Here is a 19,503-nt window from a genome sequence, read left to right on the forward strand (position 1 = left end):
CGGCGGTGGCGGCGTTTATAGTGGCGCACCTCATGCAAGTGCGGGCTGGACGCGCGGGCATGGCCCGGCGTGTGGGCTGGGCCGCGCCGCCGATTGATCATCCGTACGAGGAGTAACCGTTCGTGGCAAAGAGCAAGCTGAAATTCGGCGTCTATACCGAAATGAATTGCATGCCGGGTGTCGACACCGGCGACGCGGTATGGGACGTGATCGGCCACATCGAGCAGTGCGACCGGCTCGGCTACGACGTTTACATGGCCATCGAACACCATTTCTTCCCGACCTTCGGTCAGTCGTCGAACCCGCTGGCCTTGTTCTCGGCCGCTGCCCAGCGCACCCAGAACATCCGTTTCCGCACCCTGTGCCACACCCTGCCGCTGCACACGCCGACCGTGCTGGCGGGCGAGATCGCCACCGCCGACGTGCTGACCGGCGGGCGGCTGGACCTGGGCTTCGGGCGTGGCCACGCCTGGCTGTACAAGATGGCCGGCATTCCCTACGAGGAAAGCCAGCCGCGCTACGAGGAAGCGCAGGACATCATCATGAAGGCGCTGACCGAGGAGCGGTTCTCGCACCACGGCGCGCTGTACACGGTCGATAACGTCACGGTCTATCCGCGGCCGGTGCAAAAGCCGATGCCGGTGTACCTGACCGGCACCAGCGGACGCTCGTTCCGCTTTGCCGCCGAGCGCGGCTGGGGCATTTCCGTGGGCGGCCCGGCGCCGTATCCGCTGTTCGCCAAGCCGATAGCCGAATACCGCGATGCCTGCATCAAGGCCGGCACCAAACCCATCGTCAGCTGGATTCAGCCGGTGCACATCGCGCCGACCGAGAATGAAGCGCACGAGCAGGCGCGCCTGGCGGCGCCGTACTTCTACCACCAGATCGCCAAGCCGATCCTGTCGCTGGACCAGAAGGGCGACCGCGACCGCCTGCTGGCTTCCGGCTATGGCTTCTACGCCAGCGATGCCATGAACCAGATGATGACCCTGAGCTACGACGACATCCTGGCGCAGGAGATGGTGTGGGTCGGCACGCCGGCGCAGATCGCCAACCGGGTGGCGGATTTCCTGGGCAAGGAGGAACTGGACGAGTTCGCCATCCAGGTGCTGCCGCGCGGCCCACACGGTGGCCTGACGCTGGAACAGCATCGGCGCACGCAGGAACTGTTCGCCACGCAGGTGATGCCGGCCTTCAGGTAGCAGCGCGGCTTTGCCGGGCGATCGTCATTGACCGCAATCGCCCGGCTGAGCCGGGCTCCTACCGGAAAATGGCCCGCCGGACACGCAGCGTCGGTCAGGCGCCGGCCAGCGCCTTGCGGATGAAGCCGGTGGCCTCGGCCAGCGGGATGTTCTGCGCCGCCTCGTCGCGGCGCGCCTTGTACTCGACCTGGCCGTCCTTCAGACCCCGCTCGCCGATCACCAGCCGGTGCGGGATGCCGATCAGGTCCATGTCGGCGAACATGACGCCGGGCCGCTCCGGGCGGTCATCGAGCAGCACGTCCACGCCGGCGGCGCTCAGCTGCGCGTAGAGCTTTTCGGTCGCTTCGGCGACGGCCGGCGACTTGTGCAGGTTGATCGGCACCAGCGCCACCTCGAATGGCGCCAGGGCCTGCGGCCAGACGATGCCGCGCGCGTCGTGGTTCTGTTCCACGGCGGCAGCCACCACGCGCGAGACGCCGATGCCGTAGCAGCCCATGGTCATGACGGCGTCGCGGCCGTTTTCGTCCAGCACCGTGCAGGCGAGCTTCTCGCTGTAGACGGTGCCCAGCTTGAACACGTGGCCGACCTCGATGCCGCGGGCGATGGCCAGCGGCCCGCTGCCGTCCGGCGCCGGCTCGCCGGCCAGCACGTTGCGGATGTCGGCGGTTTCCGGCTCCGGCAGGTCGCGGCCGAAGTTGACGCCGGTGAGGTGATAGCCGTCGGCGTTGGCGCCGCACACGAAATCGGCCAGCGCGGCGGCGGCGTGGTCGGCAATCACCGGACCTGGAAAGTCCACCGGTCCGACCGACCCGAAATCGCAGCCCAGCGCGGTCCGTACATCGGCCGGGGTGGCGAACTGCAGCGGCTGGGCGATCTGCGGCAGGCGCAGGGCCTTGACGGCGTTCAGCTCATGATCGCCGCGCAGCAGCAGCGCCACCAGGCCGCCGTCGGCGCCGCGCACGATCAGGGTCTTGACGATGCGCTCGGCCGGCACATTCAGGAATGCGCTGACCTCGGCGATGCTGTGCTGGCCGGGCGTGCGCACCGATTCGCGCTGCGCTGAGGGTGCCGGACGCGGCGGCGCCGGTGGCGCCGGAGCCAGTTCCACGTTGGCGGCATAACCGCCTTGCGAGTAGGCGATGGCGTCCTCGCCGGAGTCGGCCAGCACGTGGAATTCGTGCGAACTGGCGCCGCCGATGCTGCCGGTGTCGGCCGCCACGGCGCGGAACTTCAGGCCCAGCCGGCTGAAGATGGCGCTGTAGGCGCCGTGCATGGCCTGGTAGGTGTCGTCCAGGCTGGCCTCGTCACGGTGGAAGGAGTAGGCGTCCTTCATCAGGAACTCGCGTGCCCGCATCAGGCCGAAACGCGGCCGGATCTCGTCCCGGAACTTGGTCTGGATCTGGTAGAAGCAGGCCGGCAGTTGCCGGTAACTGCTCACCTTCTGGCGCACGATGTCGGTGATGACTTCCTCGTGCGTGGGGCCGAAGCAGAAATCGCGCTGGTGGCGGTCCCTGATGCGCAGCAGTTCGGGGCCGTATTTTTCCCAGCGGGCCGACTCCTGCCACAGCTCGGCCGGCTGCACCGCCGGCATCAGCAGCTCCTGCGCGCCCACGGCGTCCATCTCCTCCCGCACCACGCGCTCGGCGCGGCGCAGTACCCGCAGCCCCAGCGGCAGCCAGCTGTAGATGCCGGCCGCCAGGCGGCTGATCATGCCGGCGCGCAGCATCAGGCGCTGGCTGATCACCTCCGCGTCGGACGGGTCTTCGCGCAGGGTGGCCAGCAGAAAGCGCGAGGTGCGCATGGGGAATCCTCGATGGACGGGTGAACGTAGGCGCCGGCGAACGGGCGCCGGGCCGGGGGGGCGGTCATTATTCACCAGCCGGCGGGCGATTCTGCGGCCGGCGGCGGGGGCACGGCATGCCGTGCCCCTACGTGGGTGGAACCGACCCGGCCGCGGGGCGGCGGGCACGGCATGCCGTGCCCCTACGGTCGGCCGGGTCTGGCCCGGCGGGCGCCCTCAGACCTCGATGTCGGCGAACAGCGCGGTCGACAGATAGCGCTCGCCGGCCGACGGAATGATCGCCACGATGGTCTTGCCGGCCGCTTCCGGGCGTTTGGCGATCTGCTCGGCCGCCCACAGCGCGGCGCCGGAGCTGATGCCCACGAACAGGCCTTCTTCCTGCGCCGCGCGGCGGGCGTAGGCCATGGCGTCCTCGTTGCTGACCTGGATCACCTCGTCGATGATGCCGGTGTTCAGGATCGCCGGCACGAAGCCGGCGCCGATGCCCTGGATCTTGTGCGGGCCGGGCTTGCCGCCGGACAGCACCGGCGAGGCCGTGGGCTCGACCGCGATGGCCTTGAACGACGGCCGGCGCGCCTTGATGACCTCCGACACGCCGGTGATGGTGCCGCCGGTGCCCACGCCTGCGACCAGGTAATCGACCTGGCCGTCGGTATCGCGCCAGATTTCCTCGGCGGTGGTGCGCCGGTGCACCTCCGGATTGGCCGGGTTCTCGAACTGCTGGGGCATGATGCTGCCGGGCCGCTCGGCCAGCAGCTCGCGCGCCCGTTCGATGGCGCCGGTCATGCCCTTCTCGGCCGGCGTGAGCACGATCTCGGCGCCCAGCGCGCGCAGCACCTTGCGCCGCTCGATGCTCATCGAGGCCGGCATGGTCAGCGTCAGGCGATAGCCGCGCGCCGCGCACACGAAGGCCAGCGCGATGCCGGTGTTGCCGGAGGTCGGCTCGATGATCTCGCCGCCGGGCACCAGCTGGCCGCTTTTTTCGGCCGCCTCGATCATGGCCAGGCCGATGCGATCCTTGACCGACGACAGCGGGTTGAAGAACTCCAGCTTGGCCAGCACCGTGGCCTCGCTTTGAATCATGCGGCGGACGCGCACCAGCGGCGTGTTGCCGATGGTCTGCGTGATGTCGTCGAAAATGTGCGCCATGGGATCTCCGCCGGCTGGGCCGGGTGCGAAAGAAAACGGGGATTCGATTCTAGGAACGGCAGGAAAGCTGGGGCAAATGCCAGTTTATGCCGCGCTTATGCCGTTTTGCGCAAAACGCTCCGCCACGGTGACACTTTAGTCATGGAAACCGAACCTTCCCCACCGCCCGCCATCCGCGGCGTGTACGCCCTGGCCGACACCTCGCTGCTGGCCGGCGCCGAACTGATCGCGCGGGTGGAGGCGGCGCTGCGCGGCGGCGTGGCCGTGGTGCAGTACCGCGACAAGTCCGTCGACTCGGCCCGCAGGCTGGCCGAAGCGCAGGCGCTGCGTGCGCTGTGCACCCGCCACGGCGCCGCGTTCATCGTCAACGACGATGTCGACCTGGCGCTGAGCGTCGGCGCCGACGGCGTACACCTGGGCCGGGATGATGCCTCGCCGGCCCTGGCCCGCGTGCGCCTCGGACCCAGGGCGCTGATCGGCGCCACCTGCTACGACCGCCTGGCGCTTGCGCCGGCCGCACTCACCGCTGGCGCCGATCACGTCGCCTTCGGGCGGTTCTTTCCGTCCAGCACCAAACCCGGCGCGATCTACGCCAGCCTGGACCTGCTGCGCGCGGCGCGGGCCAGCCTGCGCTGCCCCATCGTGTGCATCGGCGGCATTCGGGCCGACAATGCCGCCCCACTGCTGGCGGCTGGCGCCGACGCCCTGGCGGTGGGCGGCGCCCTGTTCGGGCCGGGCGTGGACACTGAAGCGGCCGCCCGTGCCCTGGCGGCTTTATGGAAGAACCCATGATGGACAGACACATGCAGCACTCACAGCGGCTTTTCGAGCGCGCGCTGGCGGTGATTCCCGGTGGCGTGAATTCGCCGGTGCGGGCCTTTGGCGCCGTCGGCGGGCAGCCGCCGTTCATCGCCGAGGCGCACGGCGCGCGCCTGCGCGACGTGGACGGCACCGACTACATCGACTACGTGTGCTCCTGGGGCGCGGTGATCCTGGGCCACGCCGCGCCAACCGTGGTGCAGGCGGTGCAGGCCGCCGCCGCGCGCGGCCTGTCGTTCGGTGCCCCGACCGGCGCCGAGGTGGAACTGGCCGAGACACTGTGCCGGCTGGTGCCCAGCATGGAACAGGTGCGGCTGGTCAATTCCGGCACCGAGGCCACCATGAGCGCCATCCGCCTGGCGCGCGCCGCCACCGGCCGCAAACTGCTGCTCAAGTTCGCCGGCTGCTATCACGGCCACGCCGACAGCCTGCTGGTGAACGCCGGCTCCGGCGCGCTGACCTTCGGCGTGCCCAGCTCACCCGGCGTGCCGGCGGAACTGGCCGCGCTGACGCTGACTGCGCCGTACAACGATCTGGCGGCCGTCGAAGCCTTGTTCGCCGATCGGGGCGCGGAGATTGCGGCGGTCATCGTGGAACCGGTGGCCGGCAACATGGGCTGCGTGCTGCCGCAGCCGGGCTTCCTGGAGGGCCTGCGCCGGGTCTGTGACCGGCACGGCGCGCTGCTGATCTTCGACGAGGTGATGACCGGCTTTCGGGTGGCGCTGGGTGGTGCCCAGGCGCGTTTTGGCGTGACCGCGGACCTGGTCACGCTGGGCAAGGTGATCGGCGGCGGCCTGCCGGTCGGCGCCTACGGCGGGCGGGCCGATCTGATGGGGCAGATGGCGCCGGCCGGCCCGGTCTATCAGGCCGGCACCCTGTCCGGCAATCCGCTGGCGACGGCGGCGGGCCTGGCCACGCTGGCGCTGGTGCAGGAGCCCGGCTTCCACGAGCGGCTGGAAGCGACCGCAGCGGCCCTGACCGCCGGGCTGCAGGCGGCTGCAGACGCCGCGGGCGTGCCGTTCTCGACCGTCCACGTGGGCGGCATGTTCGGTTTTTTTCTGCGCGGGGCCCCGCCGCGCGATCTGGCCGAGGCGCAGCAGGCCGACGTGGCCCGCTTCGGGCGCCTGTTCCGGGCCTTGCTCGGCGCCGGCCTGAACTTTGCCCCGTCCGCATTCGAGGCCGGCTTCGTCACCGCCGCGCACGATGCCGCGACCATCGAAGCCACCATCGAGCGCGCACGCCGGGCCTTTGCCGCTGCGTGAGCGGCACCAGCCTCAGCGAAACGACGCCAGGTCCGGTTCGGCCATCCACAGGGGCACGACCGGACCGAGCAGCTCGGCCAGCGCCGTGCGGTCGTCGGCATCCAGCCGCCACTGACCGGCGTTGACGTTGGCCTCGATCTGCGCCGGGCTCATGGTGCCGGCAATGACGCTGCTGACGGCCGGCTGGGACAACAACCAGGCGAAGGCCAGTTCCAGCAGGCTGTGGCCACGGGCGGCGGCGAATTCGGTCAGGGCGCCCAGCAGGCGTTCGTTTTCCGGCGTGCGCAAGCGGCTGATGGTGGGGCTGCCGGCGGCGCCGCGGGTGCCGGCCGGCGCGGCCTCGCCGGGGCGGTATTTACCGCTGAGCAGCCCGGCGGCGAGCGGGAAGTACGGCAGAAAGCCGATGCCTTTTTCCTCGCAGAATGGCAGCAGTTCCAGCTGCGCGCCGCGCACCAGCAGGCTGCACTGGTGCTGGGCAGTGGCAAACGCCGGCAGGCCCAGCCGCGCCGCCTCGCCGAGTGCCTCGGCATGGCGCCAGGCGGCGTAGTTGCACTGACCGATGTGGCGCACCTTGCCCTCGCGCACCAGCGGCGCGAAGGCTTGCAGGATTTCCTCGGCCGCTACCTGCGGGAAGGGAAAGTGCAGCTGCAGCAGGTCCAGGTAATCGGTGTCCAGGCGCCGCAGGCTGGTCTCGCAGTGGCTGCGGATGCGCGCGGCGACCGACTCGCCGGCGGCCATGTTCAACAGATTGCACTTGCTGGCCAGGATCACCTCGCCGCGCCGGCCGGCCAGGGCCTTGCCCAGAAACTCCTCGCTGCGGCCGTCGTTGTAGATGTAGGCGGTATCGATGAAGTTGACGCCCAGTGCCAACGCGCGGTGCACGGTAGCGATGCTGGAAGGCAGGTCCTGGCGCGGCGGGCCGAACACGTTGCCGCCCAGGCCGACGGCCGAGACCTTCAGGCCGGTGTTGCCCAGTTGTCGGTATTCCATGCTGCTTGTCTCCTCTCGAAAATGCCGGAAATTCGATTCTGCGCCGGCTCGCCGATCAGTTCTCGTCCACGCCGCGCGGGATGAAGAACGGCTGCCCATGCTGCAGCAGGCCGGCAAACGCCGGATAGCGAAACACGCTGCTGGTCGAGCGCGGCTCCAGCAGCAAGGGCACCAGACGGCGGTGGCTGCCCGATAGTGGCACACGCAGGGCACCGGCCGGGATGAGGCGGCGGTGGTTGACTTCGTCGATCCGCTGGCAGGCCGCCTCGGGCACGTCGCCGCCGGCGAACACCTCGCTCACCACGGGAACCTCGATGGCCTCGGCAAGCCTTTCGAAGGCCACGCCGTGGCGCGCCAGCAGCTCGGCGAACATATCCGTGTGTTCGGTGACGAAGTACTGCGGTGGAATGCGCAGCGGGTCTTGCGCGATCACCGTACGGTGGTCGGCAAACGTGGACTGGACCCGCGTGCCGCTGGCGCGTTCGCGCAGCGGCAGCGCGAGGGTGGCGTCCGGTGGGTGGCGCAAGTAGCTGCCGTTCAGGGCGCAGGTTGGCTCGTCCAGTTCCAGCACGGCGCGCGCCTGCGCTGCCCGGATGGCCGGCGCACTGGCGCGGATGCAGTCCAGAAACACCCGCATGCACAGCAGTTGTTTGCGCACGCGCGGGCCGATGTCGCGATAGGTCGCGTACTGCCCGGCCTTCGGTTCCATCGGCGTTTCGAGCAACACCGTCAGCGGCCCGCGCAGGCCGGCCTTGTTGCGGAACATGCGCAGCGTCAGGCCGCCGTGCGTGATCGGCTGGCTCCGCGAGCGGATCTCGCCGATGTAGCGCTGCGCGTGCAGGCCGCGCGCCTGTACGCCGGCGATCAGTTGCGGCAGCAGGGTGCCGGTCGCGAAATCGCGCAGCGCAGCCGGGATGGCGGGCGTGCTGGCGACATCGAACTGCGCCTCGAAGGCCGTCAGGTAGCCTTCCTGGCCGAGCGTCCTGCGCTTCAGGACCGCCGATTCGTGGGCATCCAGCACTACCGCCGGGGCGTAGTGCCGCACGGCGGCATCCAGCGCCCGACTTTCGGGCTGTTCCAGCAGAACGAAATCGCGGTTGATGTTGACCCCGTTGCCGTTGCGAAACGAGTCCGCGTCCCGCCCGTCGGGGTTGGCGTTGGGGATCAGCACCAGCTCGAACACATCCAGCAGCTCGCGCAGCTCGCCCAGCAGCAGCTCGCGCGCCAGGCACAGCAGGGCCTCGCAGCCGGCGGCTTCGGAGGCGCCGTGCAGGGAGCCGACCAGCATGACCCGCAGCTTGCCGCTGGCGACGCGCGCCGGATCCGTCACGCCGCACAGCAGAACCGGAATTTCGCGCCCCAGCGCGGACCGTCCGGCGCAGCCGAACACCGCCATCCCGCCGCTGGCAGCGGCCAGCATACGCAGGTAAGCGGCGATCTGGGCGCTGTCCGAATAGCGCCCGAAGGCGTGTGCTTCCAGTGGCGTCGGCAGCGCCATCACGGCGGCGCCTCAGCCGCGTGATAGACGAAAAAATCGGCCGCCGGCCTCACCAGCGCGGCGTAGTCCGGGTAGCGGAACACGCTGCTGGTCGAGCGCGGGTCCAGCAGCAGCAATGCCTTGCGGCCGGCGGGCTGCGCAAGATCGATGACCAGGCTGCCGGGTTTGACGGTCAGCGGCGTGCGCCCACTCGTCTGGGCGGACACCCGATCGGCCGGCCCCGGGCGCGCCGCAAAGCGCGTGGCAGCTACCGCCAGGCGCGTCGCCTGCGTCAGCGTCGTGAAGCGAATGCCGTGGTGATCGAGTAGCTCGCGCAGCCGGTCGGTGTGCTCGGTCACCACCAGCGCCGGCGGGTACGGGATCGTGTCTGCGGTGACTACCCGGCGATGATCGGCAAAGCGGATCGCCTCCAGCGCGCGCGTGTCCAGCCGGCGCAGCGGCAGGGTGACGGTCGGGTGATCCGGGTCCGCCGCGTAGCCGGCAAACAGCGTCAGCGTGGGCGGTTTCAGCGCAGCCCGAGCGGCGGCGGTGTGCGCCAGGATGGCCGCCCGTCGCGCCTGCACCTCGGCCAGAAAACTGCGGATGCACAGCTGTTGCCGCTGCACGCGCACGGCGATGTTGCGATAGCTCGCAAAGTGGTCGTGGTGCGGGTCGAGCCGGGTTTCCACCAGCACCGACAGGGCGCCACCCAGGCCGGCGGTGTTGCGAAAGTTGCGCAGCGTCAGGCCGCCGTTGGTGATCGGCTGGCGGGTGCTGACGATCTCGCCGATGTAGTGATTCGCCGGCAGGCCGGCGGCCGACACGCGCGCGAGCAGCGCCGGCAGAACCTGGTCTTGCGCGAAGGCCCGCAGGCCGGCCGGCAGCGCCGGGTTGTTGGCGATCTCGAACTGGGCGTCGAAATCGGTCAGGTAGCCCTCGCGCGCCAGCGTGGTGCGCTTGAGCACTGCCGACTCGTGGGTGTCGAGCACGGCGTGCGGCGCGTAGCGGGCCAGGGCCTGCGTGAGGGCGCGGCTCTCCGGCTGCGAGAGCAGCACGAAATCGGTGTTGATGTTGACCCGGTTGGCGTTCGCGCGGCGCCGCAAATCGCGCCCGTCGGGGTTGGCGTTCGGGATCAGCACGACGTCCAGATCGTCCAGGAGCGAACGCAGGTCGCCCTCGGTCAGGTCGCGTGCGATGGCCAGCAGCGCCTCGCCACCGGCTGGCTCGGCGCCGCCGTGCTGGGAGCCGACCAGCAGCACCTTCAGTCGCGGCGCGCCCGCCTGCGCCGTCGGCGCCGCAAGCAGCAGCGCTTCGATCGGCCGGCCCTGCACACTGCGCCCGAGCACCTCCGTGCGCGCCACCTCCGGAGTGCGCGCGACCAGCGCATCCAGGTAGGCCGAGATTTCCTCGGACGTGCTGTGGCGGCTGTAGCCGACGGCTTCCAGCGGCGTCGGCGGCGTTTCGGCGCAGGCCGCGGTGCCGATCAAAACCGTCAGCAGCAGCGCCTTGGAGGCATTCAGAATCCTGTACATGCAGTTCATGACCCCGCATGGCGGAGCGATCAGGCGCCCCGCCCGCCAAGCTGGCGCCCGCCATGGAAAACCCCGGGTACAAACGCAGCCTCGCTGCGCGATGATCGGCCGCCACAGCCGCGCTCCCACAGTTTTCCGACGCTGCCCCGGAGCGGCGCGCCGTCTACGGCGTCGACTGCGCCGAATCGTGCGGTGCCGGGCGCCCGAAATAGAAACCCTGGGCCTTGTCGCAGGCCACGGCGCGCAGGAACTGCGCCTGGTCCTCCGTTTCCACACCCTCGGCCACCACGGTGAAGGCCAGGTCCTTGCCCATGGCGATGGTCGCCTCGGTCAGTTTCCGGTCCTCCGGGCTGTGCGCGTAATCACGTATGACGCTGCCGTCGATGTTGACGGTGTCGAAGCGGAACCGGCGCAGCGTCGACAGGGACGAGTAGCTGGCACCGAAATTGTCGATGGCCACCCGCACGCCCAGCGCCCTGATGTCGCCGAGTATCGCCACCGCCCGGTAGATGTCGGTCAGCAGCACGCTTTCGGTGACGCCGAGCTCCAGCAGGCCCGGCTCGATGCCGGTCCTTTGGAGGATCGCTTCCAGGTCGCGGGTGATGTTGTCGTCGGCAAACTGCCGGGCCGAGAGGTTGACCGACACGGTCAGTCGCCGCCCGCTTGCCTGTTGCATGGCCATGCAATCCCGGCAGGCGGTTTCGATCACCCATTTGCCGATCGGCACGATGAGCCCGCTTTCCTCGGCCAGCGGCAGGAACTGCAGCGGCAGGACGAGTCCGAGCTGCGGATGCCTCCAGCGCAGCAGTGCCTCCATGCCAGTGACTTCGCCGGTGTTCAGGTCCAGCTGGTTCTGATAGTGGACGGCGAACTCCTGCCGCTCCAGCGCCAGTTGCAGCGCCGATTCCAGGCTCAGGTGCTCAAGGGTCGTCGTGTTCTCGGCCCCGGAGTAGAAGTGAAAAGTGTTGCGGCCCTTTTCCTTGGCGCGGTACATCGCGATGTCGGCCGTCTTGAGCAGGGACTGTTCGTCCTGGGCGTCATGCGGATAGCGGCTGACGCCGATGCTGACCGTGATCCGAAACTCGTGTCCGAGCAAATCGTACGGCTTGCCGACCGAATCGAGCACCCGCCGCGCGACGGTCAACAGGCTGGCTTCGTCGCATTGCTCCGGCAGCAGGACGATGAACTCGTCGCCGCCCAGCCTTGCCACCACGTCGCTTTCACGTACGGCGGCCGTCAAGCGGCGGGCTACCTCCTGCAACAGCGCGTCCCCGGCGTCGTGGCCCAGGGTGTCGTTGATCAGCTTGAAGCGGTCAAGGTCCAGAAACAGCACCGCCAGTTCGCGGTTGTAGCGTTTGGCCAGCGCCAGCACCTGGTTCAGCATGTGGCTGAAAAAGCCGCGGTTGGGCAGGTCGGTCAGGCTGTCGTGATGCGCGATGTATTGGATGCGCTCGGCGTGCTCGATCTGCTCCTGCGCGGCCCGTTGCCGGCTTTGCTGAAGCTGCCAGCTCAGGCGGCCGAGCACGGCCATGAGGGCGAGCAGCGCCAGGCTGGCGGCACCGCTGCGCAGCAGATAGCCACGCACCCGGGCGGCGGCCGGCAGTAACCGCTCGTCCTCCGACAGGCCGACGACCACGGCCAGCGGGAACTCGTAGAGGGCACGCGCCGCCGTGTAACGCCGCACCCCGTCCCAGCGGTTGTCCGACAGCGATACCCGGGTCAGGTCGATGTCGGCTTCGGCTTCCGGAACGACTTTCTTGTAGTCGACCACCTCGCCGACGGCCACGGTTTGGCCGCTGCGACCGACCCGGAAGACGCCATCCGTACCCAGCAGGCCAAGGAAGCCGTGCTGGCCCAGCTTAGCCTGTTCGTATCCGCTGACGAAATAGGCCGCGTCCACGGCAATGACGACTGCCCCGGCAAAGCTGCCGTCGGGCTTGTCCAGACGCCGGCTGAAGTACAGGGTCCAGTCGCGCGAGTGCGGGTTCGGCTGCGGGGCGCTGACCGCAAACACGGTCTGCGTGCGCTGCGCCTCGAAGTAATCCGTACCGGCGATGTTCGCGCGCCCGTCGACCCGGGTGCTGGCGCGGACGTTGCCGTCGGCGTCGGCGATGCTGACCGTGAACAGAAAGTCCGGTAGCAACAAGCCTTTGTCGCCGAGTTCGGCCAGGATGGACTCGTGGTTGTCCGATGCGTGGGTATAGGCGACCCACTTCAGGGTGCGGTCGATCTCACGCAGGGCGCGCACGATCTGGGCCTCGTAGGTTTCGGCCAGCTCGCGGGTGGTGAGCACGGCGGTGGCCCGCGCATTGGCGTATTCCTGGCGTGCCAGGCTGGCCGTTGCAATCCACAACACGCCCAGCAACAGGATCGCCAGGCCGGGGAACAGCAGCACGGGTTCCGTGCCGCGGCTCAGCCCGTGGCGCAAGGCCGCCAGCAGGCGCCTCGACACTTCCTTCAATCGCATGCTGTCAGGTTCCACGTGATGGCGCTGCGGCCTACTGGACGGCCAGTACCTTGACGCTGTCGTCCACTGCGGCGCGGTCGATGTAGCCGATACCGTCGGGTCGGCCGGCCAGGGTTTTCTTCACCTGCTCGTCGCCATCGACCACCATGGGTGGCTGGCCCCGTCCGGTGAAAATCATCCTTGACCAGTACGCCTTGATGTCGGCCGGTTGTTGGTTGCTGACGTCGCGGTAAAACTCTTTTCGCGGCCGCGAATCTTCGGGCTGGTCGATCGGTACCGCAGGCTGGCCGTTGGGGAAGCGATTGACCTTGCCAAGAAAGATGTTCGACACCTCGCGCGTGCTGAGCGTGGTGGTGGGGTTCTGTGGCGAAACGACAATGACGACCTCGGCCGCCGCGATGTTGCCGGCAAGGGCGAGCAGCATGGCAAGCCTGGATAGGCCGGGGACTTTAAGAAACGGCATTTGCGTCCCCGGCGCTCAGAACACGAAATCCAGGGCGATGGAGAACACATCCGCGTTCCCCCCCGGCCGGAACCCGGGCTGCAGGTTGCCGAAGCGCCCGGCGGACCGATCGTCGAGGCGGATGTGCTGGTATTCGAACTTCAGGGCGGCGGCGTCCAGCAGATCCCACCGAAGCCCCAGGGTCAGGCTCTTCTGGGATGGGGCCGCGGCGCTGAGTACTGCATCAAGGCCGCTGTTCAGCGCGCCCGCCGCACCCCGCAGGGAACCCGGTGGCAGGCCGGCGAGCGGTATTCCGGATTCCGAGGGCGTCCTGGCGTTGACTTCGGCGACCGTGACGTAGGGCGTGGTCTTGCCAAAGTGGTAGCCGCCCGTCACGTACCAGCCGTCCGTCTCTGGCAGCACCCCGGCATCGGTCATCCGCGCCCATTCACCCATCAGCAGCCAGTCTCCGGGATTGAAGCGGGCGCCGACGCTGAAGATTTCAAGCGGCGTTTCATCGAGGTCGTAGCGCCTGGCCAGCGCACGCGCGCGGCCACCTTCCAGGGGAAAGCCGGCCGTGACGAGGTTATCGCCGGCCCCCGACAGGCCGTTGAGGAGGCTGTCCAGATCGGCGGAATCGAAGCTGAGGTCCACGGCCAGATAACTGACACGCAGCGTCAGGTTTTCGTACTCGACCGTGTCGCTGACGATCCAGACGCTTTTCCCGGTTATTTCAAGGCCGTCGACGGCCTTGAATTGGTTGTATCCGAAATTGGCCTGAAACGAATTCATGACAGGACCGACACCGACATTCCAGGCCATATCCACACCGTCCAGGTGGGTGATGGGGACCATGCCGTAGATTTCCTGGGGACCGCGCAGCCACGGGTTTGCATAACCCACGTTCGTCGTGTCGGAGCGCATGAACATCGGCGCCACGGTGCGGCCCAGGCGGGCACTGAACGCGGGAGTGAATTGATATTTCACGTTCGCCCACTCGACCTCGGGCGTCCAGGAATTGTCGTAGCGGTGTTTGGACATCACTTGCAGGACGGCGGAAAGCTCGGGGCTGAAGCGGGCATCCAGTTGGCCGCCGATCTTGCTGTCCACGCCCAGGTGCCAGCGGTGGGTGGCGCCGGCACCGTTGGGTTGCAGATAGATACCGGAGACCACGTCCGAGTAGTCCTGGTCGGAGCGGACTGCGCCCAGTGTTCCGAAGCCGTTCCATGAGATGGCAGGGGAGCCAACCGTATCGGCGCAGCCTGCCAGCAGGGTCACCGCGAGGAGCGCACGGCCCGCCGGATGACGGCTGCCCGTGCCCGAGGTATGGCCGGAGCGCGCGCTTGCATGCGCCATGCGTTCTCCACCGAACTTCATTGTTTTGTTGCCCGAAAGCCGATGCGGGAGCGTGCGGTCCGTTTACCTGAATCGGCGTGATCGGCGCGCAGCGCCGTCGTCCGGAGTCGGACTGTCAGCGCATGGCACTCGACTTGAGGGTCAATGTCAATACGACGCGCGTGGACCGGGGTGCCTTTGCGTAGCCGCCGCTCAGCCGGCGACCCTGGCACCCGCCCACACCGCCAGCAGGCACAGCGCCAAATGCAGGCCGATGTTGAGCAGTGCCACGGCCGGGCGCTGCTGGGCCAGCAGCAGCGTCTCGCCGGCAAAGGCGGAAAAGGTGGTGAAGCCGCCCAGCACCCCCACCATCAGGCCGGCGCGCCAGGGTTCGCCCAGCAGGCCGCGCTGCACCAGCAGCGCCAGCGCCAGGCCCATCAGGAAGGAGCCGACGACGTTGACCGCCAGCGTGCCATACGGAAAGGCCCGGCCCAGCCACCCGGCCAGGCCATTGACGGCCAGATAGCGCACCACGGAGCCCAGCGCGCCGCCCAGTGCGACGGCCGCCAGTACGGCGCCGTTCACTGCTCGCCGGCCTCGCGGTCGCGGGCGCGCAGTTGCGCAAGGTGTTCGGCCAGGCGCCGCTCGAGGCCGCGGTCGCTGGGCTGGTAGTAGCGGCGGTCGGGCATCTCATCCGGGAAATAGCGCTCGCCGGCGGCGTAGGCACCGGCTTCGTCGTGCGCGTAGCGGTAGCCCTTGCCGTAGCCGAGCTGCTTCATGAGCCTGGTCGGGGCGTTGCGGATACGCAGCGGCGGCGGCAGGGAGCCGAACTGGCGGGCGTCGGCCATGGCGGCATCGAAGGCCGTATACAGCGCATTGCTCTTGGGCGCGCAGGCCAGATAAGTGACCGCCTGCGCGATCGCCAGTTCGCCTTCCGGCGAGCCCAGGCGCTCGTAGGTCTGCAAGGCTTCGAGCGCCAGGGTCAGGGCCCGCGGGTCGGCCAGACCGATGTCTTCACTGGCCATGCGCAGCACGCGCCGGGCGATGTACAGCGGCTCGCAGCCGCCGTCCAGCATGCGCGCCAGCCAGTACAGCGCGGCGTCCGGCGCCGAACCGCGCACCGCCTTGTGCAGGGCCGATATCTGGTCGTAGAAGGCCTCGCCGCCCTTGTCGAAGCGGCGCCAGCTCTCGCCGGCCAGCTCCTTGAGCACGGCCTCGTCGATAATCCGGCCGTCGGCGGTCTCGGGCGCGATGTCGGCAGCCAGTTCCAGCAGGCCCAGCAGGCGGCGGGCGTCGCCGTCGGCCATGGCCGCCAGCGTGGGGCGCAGCTCCGGGGCAAAGCGGATATCGAGCGCGCCCAGGCCACGCTCGGTGTCGCTCAGCGCGCGCTCGATCAGGCGTTCGAGATCCGCCACGGTGAGCGGGCGCAGCAGGTACACGCGCGCCCGCGACAGCAGCGCGTTGTTCAGCTCGAAGGACGGATTCTCGGTGGTGGCGCCGATCAGGGTGACGGTACCGTTCTCGACGTGCGGCAGCAGGGCGTCCTGCTGGGCGCGGTTCCAGCGGTGTACCTCGTCCACGAACAGCACGGCGCGCCGGCCAGCGGCTGCCACCTGGCGGGCGCGCTCCACCGCTTCGCGGATTTCCTTGATGCCGGCCAGCACCGCCGACAGGGTGATGAACTCGGCCCGCGTGTGCGCCGCCAGCACCCTCGCCAGCGTGGTCTTGCCGGTGCCGGGCGGGCCCCAGAAGATCATCGAGCGCGGCAGGTCGGCCTCGATGGCAACCCGCAGCGGCTTGCCGGGTGCCAGCAGATGATCCTGGCCCAGCACCTCGTCCAGCGTGCGCGGGCGCAGGCGATCGGCCAGGGGCCGACCCGGATCGGCGGCGGCGTCGAACAGGTCGGGCGGGCCGCCTGCCACGGGCCGGCTACGGTTTGCCGCCCGTCGGCGGCTGCGGCAGGGCGCGGATCACGTCCACGCCAGGCGGCGGTTCGAAGCGGAAACGCGCCGCCGGCAGGGAACCGTTGCGCTGCTGGTCGAGCAATTCGATGCGCGTGGTCTGGCCCAGGCCGTCGTCGAGTTGCAGGGCCTGCACGCTGTCGCCGGCCAGTTTCAGGCGCACGGCGCCAAGGCCGCTGTCCTTCTGTTTGGGGGTCAGGCGCAGCCAGCCGTCCTTTTCGCTGGTGATGTCGAACAGCTTGCTCGGAAACGCCGCCCCGGACAGCAGCAGCCCCGGCGCGTCGGCAGTGTCTGCGTCGATCGGCCGCACCGTCACCTGATCCAGGTCCGGCTCGTACACCCACAGCTCGCGCCCGTCGGCAACGATGGTCTGCTCGTAGGGCGCCTGATAGTCCCAGCGAAAGCGGCCCGGCCGCTGGATGGCGAACTGCCCACTGCTGGTTTCCGTCACCGTGCCGTTGGCGTCGCTGACGGTCTGCGTGAAACGCCCGGCCAGCGTGTGGGTGTTCGTGTAGAACCGTTCCAGCGTGGCGAGGCCATCGGCCAGGGCCGGGCCGGCCAGCAGGCCGAGCAGCACGACGAGGATGCGGGCTCGCATGTCAGCCTCCCGGCGGGGCTTCGGCCAGCACGTCGCGGGCGCCGTTGGACTTGAGCGGGCCGACGATGCCGGCGCGTTCCATTTCTTCCACCAGCCGGGCAGCGCGGTTGTAGCCGATGCGCAGATGCCGCTGCACCGCCGACACCGAGGCCCGGCGGCTGCTGGTGACCAAAAACACCGCCTTGTCGTACAGCTCGTCGCTGCCTTCCTCGCGCTCGCCGATGGCGAACGGGGCACTGCCGCCCTCGCTGCCGTCCTCGCCAAAGTCGCCGCGCAGGATCTCGTCGCGGTAATTCGGCCGGCCGGTGGATTTCAGGTGCGCCACCACGCGGTGGACTTCCTCGTCCGACACGAAGGCGCCATGCACGCGGGTCGGGATGGAGGTGCCCGGTGGCAGGTACAGCATGTCGCCGTGGCCGAGCAGCGCCTCGGCGCCCATCTGGTCGAGGATGGTGCGCGAGTCGATCTTGGACGACACCTGAAAGGCGATGCGCGCGGGAATATTTGCCTTGATCAGGCCGGTGATCACGTCCACCGACGGCCGCTGCGTGGCCAGGATCAGATGCACGCCTGCGGCGCGCGCCTTTTGCGCCAGGCGGGCGATCAGCTGCTCCACCTTCTTGCCGACCACCATCATCATGTCGGCGAACTCGTCGACGATGACGACGAGGTATGGCAGCGGCTCGCAGTAGGCGATTTCGCCCTCGCCATCCTCGAAGTCCGCCGGCTTGGCGGGCGTGGGGTCTGGGATCGGCGTGCCGGCCTCGGCCGCCTCGCGCACCTTGCGGTTGTAGCCGGCGATGTTGCGCACGCCCAGCGCCGCCATGCGCTTGTAGCGGCGCTCCATCTCGGCCACCGACCAGCGCAGCGCGTTGTGCGCGTCGTTCATGTCGGTGACCACCGGGCACAGCAGGTGCGGGATGCCCTCGTAGACCGACAGCTCCAGCATCTTGGGGTCGATCATGATCATGCGCACGTCGTCCGGCGTGGCCTTGAACAGCAGGCTCAGCACCATGGCGTTGACGGCCACCGACTTGCCCGAGCCGGTGGTGCCGGACACCAGCAGATGCGGCATCTTGCCCAGGTCCGCAACGGTCGGGATGCCCTGGATGTCCTTGCCCAGCGCCAGCGTCAGCGGCGAGTGGCTGTCGTCGTAGGCGCGCGAGCGCAGGGTCTGCGCGAAGCGGATCAGCTCGCGCTGTTCATTGGGGATTTCGATGCCGATGGTGGACTTGCCGGGGATGACCTCCACCACGCGCACGCTGATCACCGACAGTGAGCGCGCCAGGTCCTTGGCCAAGCCCGTAACCTGGCTGACCTTCACGCCGGCGGCCAGGTCGAGCTCGAAGCGCGTCACGACCGGGCCGGGGTGGACCTCCACCACGTGCGCCTCGATGCCGAATTCTTCGAGCTTCAGTTCGAGGCGCTTGGAGAGTGCCTGCAGCGCCTCGGCCGACAGGCCGACGACCTTGGTCTCGGAGTCGTCGAGCAGACTCAGCGGTGGCAGCGTGGGGGCGATGTTGGGTGCCGGCTCGAACAGCTCCACCTGGCGCTCGGCCTCCACCCGGTCGACGATCTCGACCGGCCGCAGCACCGGCTCGATGCGCGGCGGCTTGCGGTTGACGTCCTTGGCCTTGTGGCGGTCCACCGATTCGCGTCGGTCCTCGCGCGCCCGCTTGCCGGCCACGCCGTCGGCGTACACGCGCAGGCCGCGGCCGGCCACGGTGGCGCCCTTGACCACCGCGATGCCCAGCAGCTCGGTCAGCTTCAGCCACGAGAACCCGGTCACCCAGGTAATGCCCGACAGGCCAGCGGCGGCCAGGAACAGCGTGGCGCCGGCTGTGTTGAGGCTGCCGGCGGCCAGACGGCCCAGTTCCAGGCCCAGTCCGCCTCCCGGCCCGTTGGGCAGCGCACCGTGTGGCAGGTAGATCTGCGCCAGTGCCGCGCCGCAGATCATCGCCAACAGCAGGCCCAGCAAGCGGAAGGCCACGCCGCGCGCCCGTACCGGTACGCCCTGGTCGCCGCTGCGATACACGCGCCAGCCAAACCACAACAGCAGTGCCGGAATCAGCAGCGCCGGGTAGCCGAAGAAGTAGTACAGCAGACCGGCCCAGTTGGCGCCGATGCGGCCACCGGCGTTACGAATACCGGCGTGGCCGCCGGTGCTGGCCCAGCTCGGATCCTGCGCGTCGAAGCTCAGCAGCGCCAGCAGCAGGAAGGCCGCGCTGGCCAGCAACAGCAGCACCACCGTTTCGCGCAGACCGGCCGGCAGCCGCCAGCGCTTGGGTACCGGGGGCAGTTGCTGACGGCGCGGACGCGACATGAGGCTATTAGAGGACCAGGAGGGGGCGAAGCGCGAATTTTAACAGGCGCCGGATGGTGCCCCCTGGCGATTGCCGTCGACAAACGCTTTGGCCAAGGCGCAGGCGGCCGGATAATCGCCTGCCCCAGCGCCTTTTGCCTTTACG

15 protein-coding genes are annotated in these 19,503 nt (G+C 69.1%); 3 read left to right on the forward strand and 12 right to left on the reverse strand.

What is annotated here, in order from left to right:
* Positions 1-122 precede the first annotated feature (122 nt).
* A complete protein-coding gene (locus H5U26_RS05190) occupies positions 123-1,202 on the forward strand; it encodes an LLM class flavin-dependent oxidoreductase (protein WP_290617346.1) in 1,080 nt (359 codons plus the stop codon).
* A gap of 94 nt (positions 1,203-1,296) precedes the next feature.
* Here the strand turns inward: H5U26_RS05190 and H5U26_RS05195 are convergent, their stop codons facing one another.
* Positions 1,297-3,003, reverse strand: coding sequence for a proline--tRNA ligase (locus H5U26_RS05195; protein WP_290617348.1), 1,707 nt, complete (start codon positions 3,001-3,003; stop codon positions 1,297-1,299).
* 216 nt (positions 3,004-3,219) lie between these two features.
* On the reverse strand, positions 3,220-4,152 hold the full coding sequence (cysK, locus tag H5U26_RS05200; protein WP_290617350.1) for a cysteine synthase A: 933 nt from the start codon (positions 4,150-4,152) through the stop codon (positions 3,220-3,222).
* Between the two features lie 141 nt (positions 4,153-4,293).
* Between cysK and thiE the strand changes: the two genes are divergently transcribed.
* Together thiE and hemL are read left to right on the forward strand one after the other, a co-directional pair.
* Positions 4,294-4,944, forward strand: a complete 651-nt coding sequence (thiE, locus tag H5U26_RS05205) for a thiamine phosphate synthase (RefSeq protein WP_290617352.1) — start codon at positions 4,294-4,296, stop codon at positions 4,942-4,944.
* 11 nt (positions 4,945-4,955) lie between these two features.
* Entirely contained in the window at positions 4,956-6,233 is a 1,278-nt protein-coding gene (gene hemL, locus H5U26_RS05210; protein ID WP_366055894.1) for a glutamate-1-semialdehyde 2,1-aminomutase, read from the forward strand.
* Between the two features lie 12 nt (positions 6,234-6,245).
* On the opposite strand, the gene H5U26_RS05215 is transcribed toward hemL, so the two are convergent.
* The 10 genes from H5U26_RS05215 to H5U26_RS05260 form a co-directional block, all read right to left on the reverse strand.
* Positions 6,246-7,223, reverse strand: a complete 978-nt coding sequence (locus tag H5U26_RS05215) for an aldo/keto reductase (RefSeq protein ID WP_290617356.1) — start codon at positions 7,221-7,223, stop codon at positions 6,246-6,248.
* A gap of 55 nt (positions 7,224-7,278) precedes the next feature.
* Positions 7,279-8,721 (reverse strand): M14 family zinc carboxypeptidase, encoded by a 1,443-nt coding sequence (locus H5U26_RS05220; RefSeq protein ID WP_290617358.1) that lies wholly within the window; start codon positions 8,719-8,721, stop codon positions 7,279-7,281.
* Positions 8,721-10,241 carry a M14 family metallocarboxypeptidase gene (locus H5U26_RS05225; RefSeq protein WP_290617360.1) on the reverse strand — a complete coding sequence of 507 codons (1,521 nt, stop codon included), beginning with the start codon at positions 10,239-10,241 and terminating at the stop codon, positions 8,721-8,723. Before H5U26_RS05225 ends, H5U26_RS05220 begins: the two co-directional genes overlap by 1 nt.
* A 154-nt stretch (positions 10,242-10,395) precedes the next feature.
* On the reverse strand, positions 10,396-12,699 hold the full coding sequence (locus tag H5U26_RS05230) for an EAL domain-containing protein (protein ID WP_290617362.1): 2,304 nt from the start codon (positions 12,697-12,699) through the stop codon (positions 10,396-10,398).
* A 31-nt stretch (positions 12,700-12,730) separates the two neighbouring features.
* Entirely contained in the window at positions 12,731-13,162 is a 432-nt protein-coding gene (locus H5U26_RS05235) for a substrate-binding domain-containing protein (protein WP_290617364.1), read from the reverse strand.
* A gap of 15 nt (positions 13,163-13,177) precedes the next feature.
* Positions 13,178-14,497 carry a porin gene (locus tag H5U26_RS05240; RefSeq protein WP_290617366.1) on the reverse strand — a complete coding sequence of 440 codons (1,320 nt, stop codon included), beginning with the start codon at positions 14,495-14,497 and terminating at the stop codon, positions 13,178-13,180.
* Positions 14,498-14,689: 192 nt separating this feature from the next.
* Positions 14,690-15,061, reverse strand: a complete 372-nt coding sequence (crcB, locus tag H5U26_RS05245) for a fluoride efflux transporter CrcB (RefSeq protein ID WP_290617368.1) — start codon at positions 15,059-15,061, stop codon at positions 14,690-14,692.
* A complete protein-coding gene (locus tag H5U26_RS05250; RefSeq protein WP_290617371.1) occupies positions 15,058-16,398 on the reverse strand; it encodes a replication-associated recombination protein A in 1,341 nt (446 codons plus the stop codon). The genes crcB and H5U26_RS05250 overlap by 4 nt, the downstream gene beginning before the upstream one ends.
* Positions 16,399-16,405: 7 nt before the next feature.
* Positions 16,406-17,035 (reverse strand): outer membrane lipoprotein chaperone LolA, encoded by a 630-nt coding sequence (lolA, locus tag H5U26_RS05255; RefSeq protein WP_290617373.1) that lies wholly within the window; start codon positions 17,033-17,035, stop codon positions 16,406-16,408.
* A gap of 1 nt (position 17,036) precedes the next feature.
* On the reverse strand, positions 17,037-19,358 hold the full coding sequence (locus tag H5U26_RS05260) for a DNA translocase FtsK (RefSeq protein ID WP_290617374.1): 2,322 nt from the start codon (positions 19,356-19,358) through the stop codon (positions 17,037-17,039).
* Positions 19,359-19,503: the final 145 nt, after the last annotated feature.

It is taken from the genome of Immundisolibacter sp. (assembly GCF_014359565.1).
Taxonomy (GTDB): domain Bacteria; phylum Pseudomonadota; class Gammaproteobacteria; order Immundisolibacterales; family Immundisolibacteraceae; genus Immundisolibacter.